Annotated in this window: 18 protein-coding genes; 10 read left to right on the top strand and 8 right to left on the bottom strand. The window is 70.3% G+C overall.

Translation table 11 applies throughout. The features are described from left to right. Positions 1–726, top strand: coding sequence for an alpha/beta fold hydrolase (locus tag ABTU82_RS09025; protein ID WP_407173001.1), 726 nt, complete (start codon positions 1–3; stop codon positions 724–726). On the opposite strand, the gene ABTU82_RS09030 is transcribed toward ABTU82_RS09025, so the two are convergent. From ABTU82_RS09030 to hisD (ABTU82_RS09040), 3 genes are read right to left on the bottom strand one after another with little or no spacing between them, the layout of a single operon-like run. Then, positions 686–1,429 carry an HpcH/HpaI aldolase family protein gene (locus ABTU82_RS09030; protein WP_407173003.1) on the bottom strand — a complete coding sequence of 248 codons (744 nt, stop codon included), beginning with the start codon at positions 1,427–1,429 and terminating at the stop codon, positions 686–688. The genes ABTU82_RS09025 and ABTU82_RS09030 overlap by 41 nt on opposite strands. Next, the gene (locus ABTU82_RS09035) at positions 1,429–2,187 is read right to left on the bottom strand and encodes an SDR family NAD(P)-dependent oxidoreductase (protein ID WP_407173004.1); all 759 of its coding nucleotides are present in this window, start codon (positions 2,185–2,187) and stop codon (positions 1,429–1,431) included. The genes ABTU82_RS09030 and ABTU82_RS09035 overlap by 1 nt, the downstream gene beginning before the upstream one ends. Beyond that, a complete protein-coding gene (gene hisD, locus ABTU82_RS09040) occupies positions 2,184–3,512 on the bottom strand; it encodes a histidinol dehydrogenase (RefSeq protein ID WP_407173005.1) in 1,329 nt (442 codons plus the stop codon). The genes ABTU82_RS09035 and hisD (ABTU82_RS09040) overlap by 4 nt, the downstream gene beginning before the upstream one ends. Before the next feature lie 110 nt (positions 3,513–3,622). Between hisD (ABTU82_RS09040) and ABTU82_RS09045 the strand changes: the two genes are divergently transcribed. The 4 genes from ABTU82_RS09045 to ABTU82_RS09060 all read left to right on the top strand — a co-directional run bounded on the left by ABTU82_RS09045 (position 3,623) and on the right by ABTU82_RS09060 (position 7,748). Beyond that, positions 3,623–4,624, top strand: a complete 1,002-nt coding sequence (locus ABTU82_RS09045; protein WP_116647028.1) for a LacI family DNA-binding transcriptional regulator — start codon at positions 3,623–3,625, stop codon at positions 4,622–4,624. 130 nt (positions 4,625–4,754) lie between these two features. After that, positions 4,755–5,735, top strand: coding sequence for an ester cyclase (locus ABTU82_RS09050; RefSeq protein ID WP_116647029.1), 981 nt, complete (start codon positions 4,755–4,757; stop codon positions 5,733–5,735). Between the two features lie 29 nt (positions 5,736–5,764). Further along, positions 5,765–6,931 (top strand): cupin domain-containing protein, encoded by a 1,167-nt coding sequence (locus tag ABTU82_RS09055; RefSeq protein ID WP_116647030.1) that lies wholly within the window; start codon positions 5,765–5,767, stop codon positions 6,929–6,931. A gap of 16 nt (positions 6,932–6,947) precedes the next feature. Then, complete coding sequence (locus tag ABTU82_RS09060) at positions 6,948–7,748, top strand: nitrilase-related carbon-nitrogen hydrolase (protein WP_407173007.1); 801 nt, start codon at positions 6,948–6,950, stop codon at positions 7,746–7,748. 2 nt (positions 7,749–7,750) lie between these two features. Here the strand turns inward: ABTU82_RS09060 and ABTU82_RS09065 are convergent, their stop codons facing one another. Next, a complete protein-coding gene (locus tag ABTU82_RS09065) occupies positions 7,751–8,674 on the bottom strand; it encodes a LysR family transcriptional regulator (RefSeq protein ID WP_407173008.1) in 924 nt (307 codons plus the stop codon). Between the two features lie 78 nt (positions 8,675–8,752). Between ABTU82_RS09065 and hisD (ABTU82_RS09070) the strand changes: the two genes are divergently transcribed. From hisD (ABTU82_RS09070) to ABTU82_RS09090, 5 genes are all read left to right on the top strand, one after another. Then, on the top strand, positions 8,753–10,081 hold the full coding sequence (hisD, locus tag ABTU82_RS09070) for a histidinol dehydrogenase (RefSeq protein WP_116647033.1): 1,329 nt from the start codon (positions 8,753–8,755) through the stop codon (positions 10,079–10,081). Next, positions 10,078–11,733, top strand: a complete 1,656-nt coding sequence (locus ABTU82_RS09075; RefSeq protein WP_116647034.1) for a glycoside hydrolase family 13 protein — start codon at positions 10,078–10,080, stop codon at positions 11,731–11,733. The genes hisD (ABTU82_RS09070) and ABTU82_RS09075 overlap by 4 nt, the downstream gene beginning before the upstream one ends. A gap of 319 nt (positions 11,734–12,052) precedes the next feature. Then, positions 12,053–13,390: a quaternary amine ABC transporter ATP-binding protein gene (locus ABTU82_RS09080; protein WP_116647035.1), complete on the top strand. Its 1,338-nt coding sequence runs from the start codon at positions 12,053–12,055 to the stop codon at positions 13,388–13,390. Further along, the gene (locus ABTU82_RS09085) at positions 13,390–14,364 is read left to right on the top strand and encodes an ABC transporter permease (protein ID WP_116647036.1); all 975 of its coding nucleotides are present in this window, start codon (positions 13,390–13,392) and stop codon (positions 14,362–14,364) included. The genes ABTU82_RS09080 and ABTU82_RS09085 overlap by 1 nt, the downstream gene beginning before the upstream one ends. A gap of 73 nt (positions 14,365–14,437) precedes the next feature. Beyond that, positions 14,438–15,343: a glycine betaine ABC transporter substrate-binding protein gene (locus tag ABTU82_RS09090; protein WP_116647274.1), complete on the top strand. Its 906-nt coding sequence runs from the start codon at positions 14,438–14,440 to the stop codon at positions 15,341–15,343. Between the two features lie 165 nt (positions 15,344–15,508). Here ABTU82_RS09090 and ABTU82_RS09095 read toward each other — a convergent pair whose 3' ends face one another. The 4 genes from ABTU82_RS09095 to purL all read right to left on the bottom strand — a co-directional run bounded on the left by ABTU82_RS09095 (position 15,509) and on the right by purL (position 19,840). Next, entirely contained in the window at positions 15,509–16,240 is a 732-nt protein-coding gene (locus ABTU82_RS09095) for a YqjF family protein (RefSeq protein ID WP_407173016.1), read from the bottom strand. Next, a complete protein-coding gene (locus tag ABTU82_RS09100) occupies positions 16,237–17,226 on the bottom strand; it encodes a hypothetical protein (RefSeq protein WP_407173017.1) in 990 nt (329 codons plus the stop codon). Before ABTU82_RS09100 ends, ABTU82_RS09095 begins: the two co-directional genes overlap by 4 nt. A 135-nt stretch (positions 17,227–17,361) precedes the next feature. Next, positions 17,362–17,499, bottom strand: coding sequence for a hypothetical protein (locus ABTU82_RS09105; RefSeq protein ID WP_165817938.1), 138 nt, complete (start codon positions 17,497–17,499; stop codon positions 17,362–17,364). A 10-nt stretch (positions 17,500–17,509) separates the two neighbouring features. Beyond that, positions 17,510–19,840 (bottom strand): phosphoribosylformylglycinamidine synthase subunit PurL, encoded by a 2,331-nt coding sequence (gene purL, locus ABTU82_RS09110; protein WP_407173019.1) that lies wholly within the window; start codon positions 19,838–19,840, stop codon positions 17,510–17,512. Positions 19,841–19,903: the final 63 nt, after the last annotated feature.

The raw sequence follows: 19,903 nt of genomic DNA on the forward strand, positions 1-19,903 counted from the left end.
GTGTCGGCCGTGCCGCTCGTCCTCCTGGCGGGGATGAACTGCACGGCCGACCTCTGGGCGGGGTGCGGTCTCGACGATGCGCTCACTCCCGAGCTGACCGAGGGATCCATCGACGCCCAGGTCGAGCACCTGCTCGATACGCTGCCCCCGGTGTTCGCGCTGGGCGGGCTGTCGCTGGGGGCGATCGTGGCGATGGCGCTGATCGCCCGGGCGCCCTCCCGTGTCGCCGGGCTGTGCCTGGTGTCGACCAATGCCAAGGCGCCGACCGACGAGCAGCGACGATCGTGGCGGGGCTGGATCGATCGGCTCGACCGCGGCGAATCCGCCCGGTCGCTCCAGGAGTCGATCATCGACGCGCTGCTCACACCCCGGACCGTGGCCGATCGGCCCGACCTGGTGGCGCGCACCGCGGCGATGGGAGAGTCGACGGGAGCGGAGACCCTGCGCGCGCAGTTGCTGATGCAGGAGACGCGCACCGACCAGCGACCGGGCCTTCGGGCCGTCCGCGTGCCGACCCTCGTGGTGTCGGGGGCGCACGACACGGTGTGCCCCCCGTCATTCCACGTCGAGATCGCGAACGAGGTCAGGGGTGCGCGGGTGGTGTCACTGGATGCGGGGCACCTGCTGCCCCTCGTGCAGCCGGCCGCCTTCGGCGCCCTCGTCCGTTCGTGGCGCGACCGGCGCCTCACCCCCGCGGGGTCAGCAGCGTACGCAAGTGGCTCATGAGGGCGTGGGCCAGGTTGTAGACGACCAGGTGCGCTCCGTTGTCGAACGCGGCGGTCGCAGCATCCGTCGTCCCCACGATGTCCATGCGGAGCTTCCCCGCCGACGCGATCGACGCGTTGACGCGGGCGGAGGCTTCGGCGACGGGGAGGTCGTCGGCATGCGACGACGCGGCGAGGTCGGCGGGGCCGATCATGATCCCGTCGAGCCCGGGTGTCGCCACGATGTCTGCGGCCGCCGCGACCCCCGCGGGGGATTCGATCATGCCGATCACGAGGGTGTTCTGGAGGAACCAGTCTTTGTGAGCCGCCGCGTCGGCCTCACCGAAGCGACCGGCGCGGCTGTAGGTGGCGAACCCCCGGGCTCCGAGCGGCGGGTAGTGCGCCGCGGCGACGAGCGCGGCGGCGTCGCGGGCGTCGTCCAGATGCGGCGCAACGACCCCGACCGCTCCCTGGTCGAGCACCCGGAGGATCGAGCCCCCGTCGCCTTCGCCGACGCGGACGATCACGGGAACGCCGTGAAGGCCGGCCGCGGCGATGTGCTGGCGGAGGGCGAGAAGGTCGGCCGGGCCGTGCTCGCAGTCGATCAACACGAAGTCGTAGCCCGCGACCGCGGTCATCTCGACGAGCTCCTCGGCGGGCATGCGCAGCAGCACGCCGAGGAGGCGCTCGCCGGCCAGCGCGCGAGCGCGCAGAGACTCGGGCATCACGCGACCATCCCGGCGGACAGGTCGATGTCGGCACCGCACATGCCCGACATGCCGAGCATCGCCACGACGGCGCCGCCGACCTCCTCCTCGGTGACCATCCGGCCCAGCGCCGCGCGCGAGACGAACGCCGCTTCCGCGTCGTCGACCGTGCTCCCCGAGCGCTCCGCCTCGAGGCGGAAGTTGCGATCCATCCGAGGCCCGGCGACCGGACCCGGCGAGAGGGTGTTGACGCTGACGCCGGCCGGACCCACCTCGAAGGCGAGAGTGGACGTGAGCCCGAGGACGGCCATCTTCGAGGCGGTGTAGGGCGTCCGGTGGGCCAGCGGCCGCTTTCCCGACACCGACGCGATGTTGATCACGTCGCCGGAACCGCGGGCGGTCATGGCGGGCAGGAAGGCCCGGCACATGAGGAACGTGCCGCGGACGTTGATGTCGAAGACCTCGTCCCACTGCTCCACCGAGATGTCGGTGAGAGCGGCGACAGGACCGGCGATGCCCGCGTTGTTGACGAGGATGGAGATCTCGGTGTCGGCCAGCGCGTCGCGCAGTCGGTCGACCGACGAAGGGTCGGCGACGTCGCAGACGACGCGCCGCGCCTTCGTCCCCAACCGGTCGACGATCGCGTCGAGCTTCGACGGATCGCGGCCGACGACGACGACCTCGGCGCCCGCCTCGTGCAGCGCCGTGGCGATGGCCGCCCCCAGTCCGCTTCCGCCGCCCGTGATCACCGCGGTGCGGCCGCCGAGGTCAGTCATCGGGCGCCGGTCTCCGCGCCCACGCTCTCGTCGATCCACCCGAAGGTGGCGCCGCCGTGTCGCCACGCGCGCGCGTCGCCCGAACGGGCGTGTCCTTCGAACAACTCCACGCGCGCCGCACGTCCGCACACCTCTCCCAGGAGGGCCGAGGAGGACGGCTCGACGATCTCCTGGTAGGTGACCGTGCGCAGGTACTTTCCGACCCAGAGTCCGCCGGTGTAACGGGCCGCGCCGAGGGTCGGGAGCACGTGGTTGGTGCCGATGACCTTGTCGCCGTACGACACGCACGTGTTCTCGCCGAGGAAGAGGGCTCCGTAGTCGTGCATCTTGGTGAGGGCCTCGCGTGGCTCCTTCGTGAAGATCTGCACGTGCTCGAACGCGAAGGAGTCGGCCAGCTCGTAGGCCTCGTCGATGTCGTCGACGACGATCACCTGACCCCAGTCACGCCAGGCGGGCTCCGCATAGTCTCTCGTCGACATCCCCGGCAGCAGGGCTTCGATGTGGGCGATCACCTTCTCGCCGAGCGCCTGCGAGGTGGTGATGAGCACGGCGGGCGACTCCGGGCCGTGCTCGGCCTGCGACAGCAGATCGACCGCGGTGAAGAACGGGTCTGCGTCGTCGTCGGCAACGATGAGGATCTCGGTCGGACCGGCGAAGAGGTCGATGCCGACCTCGCCGAAGAGCTGACGCTTCGCCTCGGCGACGTAGGCGTTGCCCGGGCCGGCGATGAGGTTGACCGGGTCGATCGTCTCGGTGCCGACCGCCATCGCCGTGACCGCCTGCACTCCGCCGAGGATGTAGATCTCGTCCGCGCCGGCCAGCTTCATGGCCGCCACGGTCGCCGCGGGGATCTCACCGCGGATCGGCGGCGTGCACGCCACCACGCGGGGGACCCCCGCGACCTTCGCCGTGATGATCGTCATGTGCGCCGAGGCCGTCAGGGGATACTTGCCGCCGGGGATGTAGGCGCCCGCGGCCTGCACGGGGACATGCTTCTGTCCGAGGTGCACACCGGGCAGGGTCTCGATCTCGATGTCGGTGAGTGAGTCGCGCTGAGCCTGCGCGAACCGGCGAACCTGGGTCTGGACGAAGACGATGTCGTCGATCACCTGCTGATCGAGGGTGTCCATGATCTCGGCGATCTGCGCGTCGTCGAGACGGAAGGACTCCGCGGTCCATTTGTCGAACTGGTCGGCGTAGCGGCGGACGGCCTCATCGCCGTTCGAGCGGATGTCGGCGATGATCGAGCCCACCCGGGCGGCGACGTCGGTCTGCGCGGTGTCGGTGAACGATTTCGTCGGGGCGCTCTTCAAGTAAAGGGGCATCGGTGCATCCTCTCGTGCATACGTATGTGCTCATCATGACTGCGTATGCATGGACAGGTCAAGCGGTCGGATAGACTTTGACGCGTCGTGGCGAGACCGCAGGGGGTGCAATGGCTGTCACCAGCAGAGACGTCGCCCGGCTCGCGGGTGTCTCGCAGCCGACCGTCTCTCGAGCGCTCCGCGACGACCCCCGTGTCTCGTCCGAGACGAAGAAGCGCGTCCGGGAGGCCGCCGACCTTCTGGGCTACGTCCCCAGCGAGGCCGGCCGTGCCCTCTCGTCGGGGCGCACGCGGCGCATCGGTCTGCTCGTCACCGATCTGGGCAACCAGTTCTACTCCCACATCATCGCGCCGGTGCACCACGAGCTGGAGGGCATGGGCTATCAGCTCGTGCTCCACACCGAGACGGCCGACAACGAGACGGTCGCAGAGCGGCTCATCGCCAACGGGCTCGACGGGGTGATCCTCGCCACGGCGACCGTCGATTCGGTGGCCCCGTTGCGGTTGCGCGACCGCGGTCTGCCGTTCGTCTATTTCAACCGGACGGCCGCCTTCGTCGACGCGGACGCGACGGTGGTCTCGCCGATGGCGGGCTTCTCGGACGCCGTGAGGCGCGCTGTCGAACTCGGCCACCGGCGCGTGGGGGCGGTGCTCGGTCCGAGCAACACCAGCACCGCGCAGACGCGCGAGGTGGCGTTGCGGGCCGCGCTCGCCGAGCGCGGGGTGGCGCTCGATCCCGCATTCGTCCGTCGCGGCAAGTTCGACACCGCCTGCGGAGACTCCGCCACCACGGAGCTGCTCGCCCTCCCCGATCCGCCCACCCTCATCTTCTGCGGCAACGACGTCGTCGCCTACGGCGCGCTGAACGCCGCCCGACGGGCGGGGGTCGCTGTGCCCGATGACGTGTCGATCATCGGGTTCGACGACCTGCCCCCCGCGGCGTGGCCGATCATCGAGTTGTCGACGATCGCGTACGACTTCACGCAGATGGCACGAGAGGCGGCGAAGCTCATGGCCCGGCGCATCGAAGACCCCGACGCCGACGTCTCGCACGTCGAGTTCCCGACCTCCTTCGTCGAGCGTCGAACCCTGGCGGTCGCGCCTCGTCGCTGACGCCGGAACCCGGTCAGCGCATGCGCTGACATCCCCTTGCGGGCTTGTTGTGCATACGCATACACTGCCAACAACGACACCCCGCCCGCCACGCAAGACGCGGCCGGGACCAACCCCAAGGAGTTCACGCGTGCCTCTCGATCCGGTGGCCTACCAGCCGTATGCAGACCCCGACGATTTCATCCGCGAGGTCACCGACCTCATCTGGGTGGACCGTTCGATCAGCTACATCCGCGAGAACTATGAACCGGACTCGATCGTGCACGGGGCCTACGGAACCTCGACGTCGCGCGACGAGGTGATCGAGGGCACTCTCATGCGCATCTCGGCGACGCCCGATCGCACCGGCCAGGCCGAAGACGTCATCTGGGAGGCGCGCGGCGACGACGCGTTCCTGAGCTCGCACCTGGTGCTGTCGGGTCACCTGCAGGCGCCGGAGTACAGCCGTACCATCGCCAACTGCCTCTACCGACGAGGCCGCATGGTCGAGGAGTGGGTCGTGCGCGACACCCTCGCCGGGGCGCTCGAGCGCGGCGACGACCTCGACGAGCTCGCCCGTGCCCAGGCCTTCCGGGGCTACACGGGGTCGTGGACGGAACCCGCCCCCGTCGACCCGATCGCCCGGGGTGATTCGGGTCCGCGCGCCGACGATCACCGCTCAGAGGTCGAGACCGTGATCGACATGATCCAGACGGTCTGGAACGACCGTGACCTGCAGAAGGTCGAGAAGTACTTCGAGCGCGACCTCGTCCTCCTGACCGTCGGCAACCGCCTCGTCATCCGGCCCGAGGGCTACCGCCGCTCCCTGCTGCGCTTCCTCGAGGCTTTCCCGGCCGGGCAGTTCGAGATCCGCGACATCCAGACCAACTACGACGTCCGCTACGCGGGCCTGCGCGTGGCCGTCACGTGGAAGTTCGTCGGCGACTACTCCGGCAAGCCGAACTACGGTCCCCTCACGGGCAAGCCCGTCGACCTGCTGGGCATCTCGCAGTTCACGTTCCACAAGGGGGCGTTGACGAAAGAGGTACGGCTCTGGGACGACATCGCCCTTCGCGCCCAGATCGCCGGCATGCGCGGCGACGAGAGCGTCGGCCCCTCCAACATCTACTGATTCGCACGACACAGAGAGAGAAGACGAAAATGAGCACCGATCATCTGAGCCAAGACGTCACCGTCGATGAAACAGAGATCGAGCGTCGCACGATCCGCAAGACGGATTGGGCGCCCCACAACGCGGCTTTCATCGACTGCCGCACCCCGGGCTCCGACCGCAAGGAGAACTACGCCTTCATCGGTGGCGGCGTCTCGCAGAATGCCGGTCAGGTCATCAACCTCACCGAGGAACACGGATTCAACACCGGTGCCGCGGGCATGCCCAAGGGCATCTCGAACAACCTCCACCTGCACTTCACTGCCGAGGTGTTCGTGAACCTCGGCGGCGAGTTCCGGCTGCGCTGGGGGATCGACGGCAAGCAGGGCGAGTACGTCAGCACCGACGGCGACATCATCTCGATCCCCACGTGGATCTTCCGCGGCTTCACGAACGAGGGTCCTGACGACGGCATCCTGTGGACAGTGCTGGGTCGCGACGTGACGGGCGGCATCATCTGGGGCCCTTCCGTGCTCAAGGAGGCGGAGTCCTACGGCCTGCACCTGACGGCGGACAACCAGCTGATCGACACGGTCGCCGGTGATGTGCTCCCCGAGGGCGTCTCGCTGATCAAGCCGATCCAGCAGAAGTACGTCGACGAACTCAGCACCTACTCGGTCGAGCAGATGCGCGGCCGCGTCATCCAGCCCGGCGACCGCGTCTACAGCAGCAACGCCCTGCTGTGCGCCAGTCTCCCCGGCGGTGGCGCCGAGCTCAGCCTGGCCATCGGGTACGGCATGAGCGAGGATCGGCGCCAGGTGCCCCGCATCCACGAGCCCCACTCGTTCAACATGGCATGGGTCCGCGCGGCGGAGGACGAGGGAATCCTTCGCCACCGTCACGACAAGACGCAGGCGCTGCTGGTGAAGTCCGGCCGGTGGGCCGTCACTCTCAACGGCGACCCGGCCACCACCGTGGAGATCGGTCCCTCGGACTCGTTCTCGGTGCCCGTCGGAGCCTGGCGGGCGTTCCGTTGCATCGAGGCGGGGGAGTCGGGCCACGGAGAACTCCTCGTCGTCAACTCCGGCGACGACCGTGTCTACATCGACTGGGCGCCCGAGGTCGTCGACGCCGCCCGCGACGCCGACTGGATGATCGACCCCAACGGATACCTCGCACCGGTCGGTGTGATGATCACGGCCACCGAGGACGACTGATCTCCTCCCCCGACGTATGACACGTACTCTCAGGGTCGCCGCGACCTCGCCCGACATTCGTGTGGGCGAGGTCGCCGGCAATTTCGCGCGTATCCGCGACGCCGTGCTCCGCTCGGGCAGTGACGGCGCGGGTCTCATCGTCGTGCCCGAACTCGCCACGAGCGGATACGTGTTCGCCGATCGCGCCGAGGCCTTCGCCGCATCCGTCGCCCGCGACGATCCGCGGTGGCGCGACCTCGCCGCCGCGCTGCCGCGCGGGGCGGTCGCCGTCGTGGGGTACGCCGAGCGAGACGGAGAGCATCTGTACAACACCGCCGCCGTCCTCACCCGAGACGAGCGCATCGGCGACTACCGCAAGGCGCATCTCTGGGGGATGGAGGCGGACTTCTTCCGCACCGGGGATGCTGCGGGGGCGCTGTTCGAGACACCCGTCGGGCGTCTCGGCGTCGCGATCTGCTACGACAACGAGTTCCCCGAGGTTCCGCGGCGGCTCGCGCTGGCCGGTGCGGACGTGCTGGCGCTGCCCGTGAACTGGCCGCTCGTCGCGCGCCCGGAAGGAGAGCGCGCCCCGGAGACGATCCAGGCGATGGCCGCGGCACGGTCCTCACGCCTGGCCACCGTCATCGCGGATCGTCGCGGCGTGGAGAGGGGGGTGCCGTGGACGGGCGGCACCGCGGTCATCGACGAGGACGGCTGGGTCGCGGCATCCGCAGACGTCGACGGCATCGCCGCGACGACCATCTCGTTGCGCGGTGACAAAGGTCTGCCACCTCGCAACGACCTCTTCGCCGATCGCCGTCCCGACCTCTACGGGTGAGGTCAGGCGGGGGAGCGGCCGGCATGGTCGCCCACCCTGGCCATCAGCAGCTGTTGGGCGAGCTGCGCGAGCCGGCGCGTCGCGGGTGAGAGGTAGGCGCCGTCGCGCTGCACGAGGGCGATCGTGTCGTAGATCGGATCGGCGAACGGGGTGACGGCGACCCCCGGCGGGAACGAGGGCGACTCGGCGATCGTTCGCGAGACGATCGTGTCGGCGGCGCCGGTGGCCACCAGGCTGATCGCCGTCTCGACGTGTTCGACCTCGATCGCCGGCTCGATGGTGAGCCCCTCCAGTCGCGCCCGAGCGAGAAGTTGCCGTCGCGTGGGGTCGTTCCACGCGGCGTAGGCGTCGTAGAGCACGAGCTTCGCCGACGACACCTCTGACGTCGTCACGGGGCCGTCGGCGGGGCGACGGTGTGCGGATGCGTAGAGCACCTCGTCGCGGAAGAGCGGGGTGATGCGCAGCCCCGATTCCTCGACCGGCAGCACGACGAGACCCGCTTCTATCTCGCCGGCGGCGACCGACTCCGCGACGAGCGCGGAGTTGAGTCCGACGAGGCGCACCTTCACCTTCGGGTGCTGCGCGTGGAAGCGCTCGACCAGGTCGGACAGGTCGTAGTAGGCGGCGTTGCGCAGCACCCCGAAGGTGCACGTACCGCCCTCGAGCGCGTGGAGCGCGCGGACGGTCTCGAGACCGTTGTCGATCGCGCTCACGGCCTGCTCGGCGTGAGCGCGCAGGGCGAGGGCGGCATCGGTGGGGGTGAGTCGTCGACCGCCCCGGGCGAACAGCTTCACCCCCAGCTCTCGTTCGAGACGCGCCACGAGCTCCGAGACGGAGGCCTGAGCGCTGTCGAGCTCGACAGCGGCCGCGGTGAACGAGCCGAGGTCGAGGGCGGCGAGGAAGGCCTTCAGCTGCGCGATGGTCACAGCCAATGGTAAACCCGATGGTTCACATCGTATCCACTGGGCTTGTGGGGTATCAGCGCGAACGCTTAGCTATCTGTCATGCGCTTCACTCCCGTTCTGCTGCAGAGCCTGCAGGGCTCTTTCCACCACCTCAAGACTCCGCTCGTCGACGCTCCGGCCGCGCAGCGCGATCCCGCCGTGATCGAGACGGTTTCGGCGATGCTCTCCGACATCCAGCGCCGCGGGATGGACGCCGTCCGCGACTACGCGCGCACCCTCGACAACGACACCGGCGGCGAGATCGAGCTCACCGCGGCGCAGATCGCGACGAGCGGCGACCGCCTCCCGGCCGATCTCCGCGCGGCGATCGAGCTCGGCGCGGAACGGACACGGGCCTTCGCCGGGGTTCAGCGCTCCCACCTGAAGGACTTCGAGACCGAGCTGGTCCCGGGGCTGGTCACCGGCGCGCGCTACGTACCGGTCTCCCGCGTCGGGGCATACCTCCCGGCCGGGCGCTTCCCCCTGACGGCCAGCGCGTTCATGACCGTCGGTGTGGCCAAGGCAGCCGGCGTTCCCACGGTCATCGCGTGCACCCCGCCGCAGCCCGGCGGTGGCGCGAACGACGCGGTCGTCTACGCGGCCCACCTCTCCGGTGTGGACCGCGTGTTCGTGCTCGGCGGAGTGCAGGCACTGGCGGCCATGGCGTACGGGCTGCTCGGAGAGCTGCCGATCGACATGCTCGTCGGTGCGGGCAACGCCTACGTCGCCGAAGCGAAGCGTCAGCTCTTCGGCACCGTGGCGATCGACCTGCTCGCCGGGCCCTCCGAGGTCGCCGTCATCTCGGACGAGACCGCCGATCCCGAGATCGTCGCCGCCGACCTCCTCGGGCAGGCCGAGCACGGGCCGAACTCGCCCGCTGCCCTCGTGACGACGTCGGAGGAGCACGGACGTGCGGTGATCGAGGCCGTCGAGCGACAGCTGAGCGGACTCGCCACGGAGCCCATCGCCGGGCCGGCGTGGCGGGACTACGGCTCGGTCACGGTCGCCGCCGACCGCGAAGCAGCGGTCGTGCTGATGGACGATCTCGCGCCGGAGCACCTCGAGGTGATCACCTCGGACGACGCGTGGTACCACGACCACCTGCGCAACTACGGCTCGATCTTCCTCGGCGCGTGGAGCACGGTCGCCTACTCCGACAAGGGCATGGCGGGGACGAACCACGTTCTGCCGACCGCCGGCGGCGCCAAGCACAGCGCGGGGCTGTCGGTCTCCCGCTTCCTCAAGCCGTTGACCTACCAGCGCATCACCCGCGACGCCACCCCCGAGCTGGCGCACGCGGTGCAGGTCATCTCCGACTCCGAGGGGATGGCCGCGCACAGCGCCACCGCCACGATGCGCCTCGATACCTTCGCCACGTCGGAGTCGTGATCTCGGGCGCGACGACGGCCGGCGCGCAGTGGTGGCGCTCGGCCGTCATCTACCAGATCTATCCGCGGTCGTTCGCCGATGCGAACGGAGACGGGGTCGGCGATCTCGCCGGCGTGACGGCGCGCCTGTCCGCCCTCGAGGCGCTGGGGGTCGACGCCATCTGGCTGAGCCCCTTCTACGTGTCGCCGCAGAAGGACGCCGGGTACGACGTCGCCGACTACTGCGACGTCGACCCGCTCTTCGGCACGCTCGACGACTTCGACGTGCTGCGGGCGGCCGCCCACGCTCGGGGCATCCGTGTGATCGTCGACCTCGTGCCGAACCACTCGTCCGACCGGCATCCGTGGTTCCACGACGCGCTGCGCGCCGCCCCGGGGAGCCCGGAGCGCGCGCGATACATGTTCCGCGACGGCCGGGGGCCGGGCGGCGACCTGCCGCCCAACAATTGGCAGTCGCTGTTCGGGGGGCCGGCGTGGACCCGGACGCTCGACGCCGACGGCGCTCCCGGCCAGTGGTACCTGCACCTGTTCGACACCTCGCAGCCCGATTTCGATTGGACCAGCCAGGATGTGCGGGCGGAGTTCCGCCGCATCCTGCGCTTCTGGCTCGATCGGGGCGTGGACGGCTTCCGCGTCGACGTCGCGCACGGGCTGGTGAAGGCCGAGGGGCTGCCCGATTACACCCCCGACCCGCACGCGGGGTCGATGGGCGGCGACGAGTACGGCGTGCCGTACTGGGCGCAGCCGGGAGTGCACGACATCTTCCGCGACTGGCGCTCGCTGCTCGAGGAGTACGACGGCGACCGGGCCCTCTGCGCCGAGGCCTGGCTGCCCTCGATCGAGATGACGAGTCTCTGGGTGCGCCCCGACGAGATGTCGCAGGCGTTCAACTTCGCCTATCTCGAGACGCCCTGGCACGCCGGCAGGCTCCGCGCCGTCATCGACGAGTCGTTGCGCGCCTACGGTGCGGTCGGCGCGCCCAGCACGTGGGTGCTGTCGAATCACGACGTGGTGCGGCACACGGCCCGTCTCGCGCTCACCGCCGAGAACCCGCAGGGGCACGGGATCGGTCCGGACTCGCCCGGTCGCCCCATCCCCGAACTGGGCCTGCGACGCGCGCGAGCGGCGACGACCGTGATGCTGGCGCTGCCCGGATCGGCCTATCTCTACCAGGGCGAGGAGCTCGGACTCCCCGAGGTCGTCGACCTTCCCGCCGCTGCACGTCAGGACCCGACCTGGGCCCGCTCGAACGGCGAGCGGTACGGGAGGGACGGATGCCGGGTTCCTCTGCCGTGGGAGGCGGACGCGCCCTCGTACGGCTTCGGTGCGACTCATGCGCCGCCTTGGCTGCCGCAGCCGGAAGGGTGGGCGCCGTTCGCCCGTGACAGTCAGGAGCGAGATCCCGACTCGACACTCCACCTCTATCGACGGCTCCTGGCGGCTCGTCGCGAGGCGCGACTCGGTGCCGGGACGCTCGAATGGCTCTCCCTGGGGGAGGATTCGGTGGCCTTCCGTAACGGGAAGGTCACGATTGTCGCCAATCTCGGGCAGACGAATGTGCCCCTGCCCGCGGGTCGGGTGATCGTCGCGAGCGAGCCCTTCTCGGGGGCCGAGCTGCCCCCCGACGTCGCCGTCTGGATCGCCGCCGAATAAGGGATCCCGCGGCCTTCCGGCGGGGGCTCCGCGTGCTCCGTCGGCGACGCCGTCTCACGCGCCGGCGTACCCGGATCGAGGCTCGCGGCACCGTGCAGGTCGCCTCGCGGCCCGATTTGCCAACGCCCCCGAGGCCGTGACACGTTGAGATGTGCCCGTTGCCGGGCCACCCGACCAGTCCGCGGTCGCGGTGACATCTCCCGAGGGTGTCAGACCGCGATCGTACGGTCGGCGGTCTTTGCGTGCGGGTCCGACACCCGCCGCCCGGCCGCGCCTCGACCCGAGGTGCGCGTCTGCGACCGCCACCCGGGCGTGACCGATGCCGTCCCCGCGCGGGGCAGCCGAGGTACACACTGTGACCGTTCTTCCGCCTGCCCTCGAGGCGCGCAATCTCTTCAAGGTCTTCGGACGCAGTCCCCAGAAGGCCGTCCAACGCCTGAAAGCCGGTGAGAGCCGCACCGACGTCGCCGACGCGGGAACCGCCGCCGTCATCGACGCGAGCTTCGACGTCGCCGAAGGCGAGATCTTCGTCATCATGGGCCTGTCGGGTTCCGGCAAGTCGACGATCATCCGCATGCTCAACGGGCTCCACGACGCCACCGCCGGGTCGGTCCACGTGCACGGCGAGCCGGTGACCGGCACCACCGCGGCGAAGCTGCGGGCGTTGCGCCGAGACCGCGTCTCGATGGTGTTCCAGCACTTCGCGCTCCTGCCGCACCGCTCGGTCGCCGAGAACGTCGCGTACCCGCTCGAGCTGCGGGGCGTCGCCAAGACCGAGCGCCTCGCGCGCGCCGAGGAGATCCTCTCGCTCGTCGGGCTCGAGGGGTGGGGCGACAAGCTCCCCGACGCGCTGTCGGGCGGCATGCAGCAGCGCGTCGGCATCGCCCGTGCCCTCGCGGCCGATCCCGATGTGCTGCTGATGGACGAAGCCTTCAGCGCCCTCGATCCCCTCATCCGTCGCGAGATGCAGGAGCAACTGCTCGCGCTCCAGCAGAAGCTGCAGAAGACGATCGTCTTCATCACGCACGACCTCAACGAGGCCATGCTCCTGGGCGACCGCATCGCCGTGATGCGCGACGGTCGCATCGTGCAGATCGGCACGCCGGAAGACATCCTCACCGACCCGGCGAACGACTACGTGGAGCAGTTCGTGCAGGACGTCGATCGCGCACGCGTGCTGACCGCCGCCAACGTCATGGAGCGCCCGCGGCCCGTGGTCACCGAGACCGCCGGACCCCGCTCCGCCCTGCGCCAGATGCGCGACGCGTACATGTCGGCCGCGTACGTCGTGGGGCGAGACCGCCGCCTCCTCGGCGTGGTCACCGATCGCGACGCGATCGCCCTGGTCCGACGCGGCGAGGGCTCGGTCACCTCGGTGATCCGCCCCGCCCCGCTCACCGTCTCGCAGGACGAGGTGCTGATGAATCTCTTCGTCCCCGCGGTCGAATCGCCCGTGCCGCTGGCGGTGACCGACGCCGAGGGCAGGCTCGTCGGCGTGATCCCCCGCGTCACTCTTCTCGCGGCGCTCGGCCCCGGCCCCGGGGCGACCGACGAGATCACGATCCCCGTCGTCCCGCTTCCGGCGACCGTCATCGACGAGGCCCTCGCGGAGTCGGCCGACGATGCATCCACCACCACAGGAAAGGCGGCAGTGTGATGGAAGACTTCCGTATTCCCGTGGGTTCCTGGGTCAAGGGCGGGGTGGACTGGATCCGCGACAACCTCGACGGACTGCTCGACGCGATCGCATGGATCGTGCGCCTCCTCGTCGACACGCTCACCGACGTGCTGGTGAGCACCCCGATCCCCGTGGCCATCGTCGTCGCGGCGCTCATCGGCTGGCTGGTCCGATCGTGGCAGCTCGGTGTGGGCACCCTGGTGTCGTTCACCCTCATCGTCGGCATGGCCCAGTGGACCGCCTCGATGCAGACCCTCTCCCTCGTGCTCGTGGCCACCCTGATCGCGGTCGCGATCTCGGTGCCGCTGGGCATCTGGTCGGCGCGCAACGCCCGGGTGCGCTCGATCCTCAAGCCGGTGCTCGACTTCATGCAGACGATGCCGGCCTTCGTCTACCTGATCCCGGCGATCACGTTCTTCAGCATCGGCGTGGTCCCCGGTCTCGTCTCCACGGTGATCTTCGCCCTCCCGCCCGGCGTGCGGCTGACCGAGCTCGGCATCCGCGGCGTCGACTCCGAGACCGTCGAGGCCGGCCACGCGTTCGGCGCCAAGCCGGGGCAGATCCTCCGCGGCATCCAGCTTCCCCTGGCGATGCCGACGATCATGGCCGGCGTCAACCAGGTCATCATGCTCGCGCTGTCGATGGCGGTCGTGGCCGGCATCGTCGGGGCCGACGGCCTCGGCAAGGAGGTCGTCTCGGCGATCTCGACCGTCAACCTCGCGAAGGGCGTCGAAGCGGGCCTCAGCGTCGTCATCATCGCGGTCTACCTCGACCGCGTGACCGCCGCGCTCGGCAACCCCTCGGAGTACCGCGGCTCGCTCCTCGGTCTGATCTCCCGTCGCCGCGCCGCTCAGCGGGCGATCGCGCCCTCGGCCGACGACAAGGACGCCACGGCGGAGGCCGACCGCATGAAGGCATCGCCGCGTCGCGCCCCGATCAGCACCAACGGCTGACACACGGGCCTCGGCCCGACCTCACTGAACCCATACGGAACGCAGCAGAACATACGAAAGGAACACCATGCAGATGTCCCGCAAGATCACATCCCTCGTTGCTCTCGGAGCCGCAGCATCCCTCGCCCTCGCAGGTTGCGCGAGCGGCGCCGGTGACGGCGACAGCAACGCCGACTCCGGCGACAAGGGCACCATCACCCTCGGCTTCCTCCCCTCGTGGACTGACGGCCTCAGCACCGCCTACCTCCTCCAGAACCAGCTCGAGGAGCTCGGCTACACGGTCGAGATGGAGACGCTCACCGAGGCGGGCCCGCTCTACACCGCGCTCGCCCAGGGCGACATCGACATCTACCCGTCGGCATGGCCCGAGCTGACCCACGCGTCCTACATGGAGGAGTACGGCGACTCGATCGACGACCTCGGCGCCTACTACGACAACGCGAAGCTCACGCTCGCGGTGCCGAGCTACTCCGACATCGACTCGATCGAAGACCTCGCCGGCCAGGCCGACCGCTTCGACGGCAAGATCTACGGCATCGAGCCCGGCGCCGGCCTGACCAAGCAGACCCAGGAGGTCGCACTCCCCGGGTACGGTCTCGACGGCGAGTTCGAGCTCGTCACCTCGTCGACCGCGGCGATGCTCACCGAGCTCGACAACGCGATCGCCGCGCAGGACGACATCGTCGTGACGCTGTGGCGTCCGTTCTGGGCCAACGACGCGTTCGACATCAAGGACCTCGCCGACCCGCAGGGCCTCATGGGCGACCCCGAGGCGCTGCACTTCCTCGGCGCGTCGGGCTTCGCCGAGAAGTACCCGGATGCTGCGGAGCTGATCTCCGGCATCAAGCTGGACGACGAGCAGTACGGCGCCCTGGAAGACATGGTCGTCAACGAGTACGGCGAGGGGCGCGAGGCCGAGGCCATCACCGCGTGGCTCGAGCAGTACCCCGACGTGATCCCCGCGGTCGCGGCGCGCTGACCTGAGTTCGATGAGCGGGCGGGTTCCCTCCGGGGAGCCCGCCCGTTCTCTCGTTCGCGCACGGGGCGCGGCCACGAGCGGAGGAAACCTCACGAGCGGAGGACCGTCGGGGGCCCGGCGGTCAGCCGCTCGTGAGATCTCCTCCCGTCGTGACGGGCGGCGGCGTCACACGCGCACGGGTGTCCCGAAGCGGGTGAGGAATCCCGGATGCTGCGACGGCATCGCGAGCACGGAGTCGGGCGGGCGCGACGCGAGGCCGGCGAAGCCGCTGTCGCCGAGCAGCTCGTCGTCGAGGGCGAGGAGTTCGCCGTCGACGAGCGGCCACGGCTCGTGTTCGTTCGCGGCCCAGATCGTGCGGCCGAGGTGGGACTGGTGGAACCCCCATCGCGCGGTCAGGAACCGCGACAGGTCGGTGTCGACGGGGGTCGCGCCGGGAACGACCCGGATGCGCGTGCGCGGCCTCGGGCCGGGGCCGTGCCGGTGTGAGCGGTACTCGATCGCTTGCTCGTCGGCGCGGAGACCGGCTCTCGCCCAGCGATAGGGGAGGCCGAAGAGCGCCCGCGCGCCGGCGACCGGAAGCAGGTGCTCGGCCTCCAGGGTGAGGAAGACGACACCCCGGCGGCCGCGCTCATCGACGGCGTACGTGCGCACGTTGATCTCGACGAACGATCCGACCACGGGCACCGGCGGCAGAGGCAGGAAGCGGAAGTCGCCGAGGACGAAGGGGATCAACCCCACCCAGGCCGACCCGTCGAAGAGATCGGGGCGCGTTCCGGGCGGAAGGCGGCCGGCGATCGCGGCGGGGTCGACCCGCCAGTGCAGGAAGAGCGCCGTGCTCCACCGCTGCTCGATGATCGCGCGTCCGCCGAGCGGCGGTGCGCCGTCGTCGACGGTCACCGGTCGTACGGCCGGTCGCGGCCAGGCACGGGCCACACGGGGTCGCTCGGAGGCATCGGGTCGTCGCCGCCCGAGGGCCGACGCGGTGCGTCGTCGGAGGACGCGCGCGACGATCGGGCGCGATCGAAGCGGTCTTTCGCCGCGCGGCTCATCGCCCGCACGGAGTCGGAGACGGCCCGTTGCGCGTTGTCGCCGAGGGTCTGCGCCATCTGCGACCACATCTCCGACGCCGCATCCGTCGTTCGCGGGGGTGCCTCGCCGGCCTGCCGACGCGCCTCGCGCTCGGCGTCGTCGAACGCGTGCCCGGCCCGACGCACCGCATCGCGGTAGGCGAGGAAGTCCGCCGGTGTCACCCGCACACTGCTCGAGCTGGGGCGCAGCCACTGCGCCTGCGACTGCTCGCGGAGGAACACCGCGAGCAGGGGCGAGCGGGCGTCGCTCATCGCGGGGTAGGCGAGCTGCAGGTCGATGTCGGTCTCGTAGGCCAGCCACCGGGCGTTCAGAGCGTCGTGCTGGGCCATGAGCCGGTCGAGCGGCAGCATGGCGCGCCCGGCACGGATGGCGGGCAAGGTGGCCTTCGCGGCCTTCAACCCCGCGCGTCGTGCGCGCAGGTCGGCGCCCGCGGCGCGCACCTGCCGCTGAGCGGCTTGCACGCGCGCCCGGGCGGCGGCGATGGCACCCGGAGCGACGCGGGATGCTGCGCTGTCGGCCTGCACGCGGGCGAGCTCGGCCTGCGCCACCTGCACCTCGGCGCGGCTGCGCGCGACGGCATCGCGCGAAGACTGCAGATCGAGTACGGCGGCGTCGAGCTCGAGCCGACGCGCGGCACCCTTGCTCATGGTCTTGCGTCCGAGGCCGCCCGCCACCGCCGGCCGCTTCGCTCGCTCCCGCTGTGTGAGCACGCCGATCCAGCCGAGAGTGGCTGTGCCGGCCGCCGCAGGACCGATCCACCACCAGTCGGCCACGAACAGCCAGAGCGGATCCACTCCTTCATGCTACGTCGCTCGTCGCGGCGGCGCCTCGTGGCGGTCGCCGCGCGCGCTCGCGGGGTGCGGCCGCATCGGTCGAGGTGTTCAGGAGCTGCGTCATACTCGCCCCGCGACCGGAGCCCGAGCCCGGTCTCAGCGCTGGACGAGCAGCGCGAACACCGTGGCGCCACCGCCGGTGATGATGAGGGCGGCGATCACGACCCACGCGATCACCTTCACGCGTCGCTGACGGACGCCTACAAGATCGCCGTAGTCCTCGTCGTTGCTCATGGCGTCAACCCTACGCGGCGGGCTCGGTGACGGTGGCGCCGAAGGCGGCGGGCAGCGTCGCGGTCGACACGGCGCGGAGCTCCGAGATCGGCAGCGTGAAGACGCCCTGGACCTCGAGCGCCGCCTCTTCGCCGTCGGCGGCCGGATCCGTGACGCCGATGCGCAGCACGGGGTAGCCGCGGCCCGCGCAGAGCCCGCGGAACTTCACGTCCTCCTCGCGCGGCACCGACACGATGACGCGGCCGGTCGACTCGGAGAAGAGGGCGGTCGCCGCATCCACCCCGTCGCGTTCCATGATCTCGGTGAGCCACACCCGGGCGCCGACGCCGAAGCGCAGCACGCCCTCGGCGAGGGCCTGGCCGAGCCCGCCGGCGGAGAGGTCGTGAGCGCTGGAGACGAGCGACTGGTCGGATGCTGCGCGCAGCAGCTCGCCCAGTCGCTTCTCCCCGGCGAGGTCGACCTGGGGCGGGCGTCCGCCGAGGTGGTCGTGGATCGTGTCGGCCCAGGCCGAACCGTCGAGCTCCTCGCGCGTGATGCCGAGGAGGTAGAGGTTCTCGCCGGCGTCCTGCCACCCGCTGGGGATGCGCGCGGCGACGTCGTCGATGATGCCGAGCACTCCCACGACCGGGGTCGGGAAGATCGGGGCGTCACCGGTCTGGTTGTAGAACGACACGTTGCCGCCGGTGACCGGGATGCCGATCTCGAGGCACGCGTCGGCCAAGCCCTCGACGGCCTGCGAGAACTGCCACATGACCTCGGGGTTCTCGGGGCTGCCGAAGTTGAGGCAGTCGGTGACCGCCGTGGGGGCGGCGCCGGTGACGGCGACGTTGCGGTAGGCCTCGGCCAGGGCGAGACGCGCCCCCTGGTAGGGGTCGAGCTGGCAGTAGCGGCCATTGCAGTCGGTGGCGATCGAGAAGCCGAGACCCGACTCCTCGTCGACGCGGATCATGCCGGCATCGTCGGGGAACGACAGGGCGGTGTTGCCGAGCACGAAGTAGTCGTACTGGTTCGTGATCCACGAGGTGTCGGCGAGATTGGGGCTGGCGAGCAGGCGCGTGAACTGGTCGCGGAGGGTGGCGGGGTCGCTCGAGCGGGGAAGCGCGCTCGCCGAGTCGGCCTGCAGTGCGTCGATCCACGTCGGGTAGGCGACGGGACGCTCGTAGACGGGGCCGTCGACCGCGACGGTGGAGGGGTCGACGTCGACGATGCGCTCGCCGTGCCAGTCGATGACGAGGCGGCCGTCTCCGGTGACCTCGCCCAGCACGCTGGTCTCGACGTCCCACTTCGCCACGACCGCGAGGAACGCGTCGAGCTTCTCGGGAGCGACGATCGCCATCATGCGCTCCTGGCTCTCGCTCATGAGGATCTCCTCGGGCGTGAGCGACGGGTCGCGCAGCAGCACCTTGGACAGCTCGACCTTCATGCCGCTGTTGCCGTTGGCGGCGAGCTCGCTCGTGGCGCACGAGATGCCGGCGGCGCCGAGGTCTTGGATCGCCTCGACGAGCTCGGCCTTGTAGAGCTCGAGGCAGCACTCGATGAGCACCTTCTCGGCGAAGGGGTCGCCGACCTGCACCGCGGGGCGCTTGGTCGGTCCGCCGTCGGCGAAGGTGTCGGAGGCGAGGATGGATGCTCCGCCGATGCCGTCGCCGCCGGTACGGGCGCCGAACAGCACCACCTTGTTGCCGACGCCCGACGCGTTCGCGAGCTTCAGGTCTTCGTGACGAAGGACGCCCACCGCGAGGGCGTTGACGAGGGGGTTGCCCTGGTAGACCGCGTCGAAGACGGTCTCGCCGCCGATGTTCGGCAGCCCGAGGCAGTTCGCGTAGAACGAGATGCCGCTGGTGACGCCGTGCACGACGCGGGCGGTGTCGGGGTGGTCGATCGCGCCGAAGCGCAGCTGGTCCATGACCGCGACGGGGCGCGCGCCCATCGAGATGATGTCGCGCACGATGCCGCCGACGCCGGTCGCGGCACCCTGGAAGGGCTCGATGTAGCTCGGGTGGTTGTGCGACTCGACCTTGAAGGTCACGGCCCAGCCCTGCCCGACATCGACGACACCCGCGTTCTGGCCCATGCCGACCATGAGGCGCGTCTTCATCTCGTCGGAGACCTTCTGGCCGAACTGGCGCAGATAGATCTTGCTCGACTTGTAGGAGCAGTGCTCCGACCACATCACGGAGTACATCGCCAGCTCGCCGCTCGTGGGGCGGCGGCCGAGGATCTCGCGGATCTTCGCGTACTCGTCGGACTTGAGGCCGAGCGCGCCGTAGGGCTGCTCCTTCTCGGGCGTCGACGCGGCGTTCTGCACGGTGTCGGCGAGGGATGCTGCGGGGCTGGTCACGCGGCTGAACTCCAGAGATCGCGGGGATCGGGGATAGCGCCCATCCTATCGGCGCGCGTGGAC

It is taken from the genome of Microbacterium deferens, assembly GCF_045517775.1.
Taxonomy (GTDB): Bacteria; Actinomycetota; Actinomycetes; order Actinomycetales; family Microbacteriaceae; genus Microbacterium.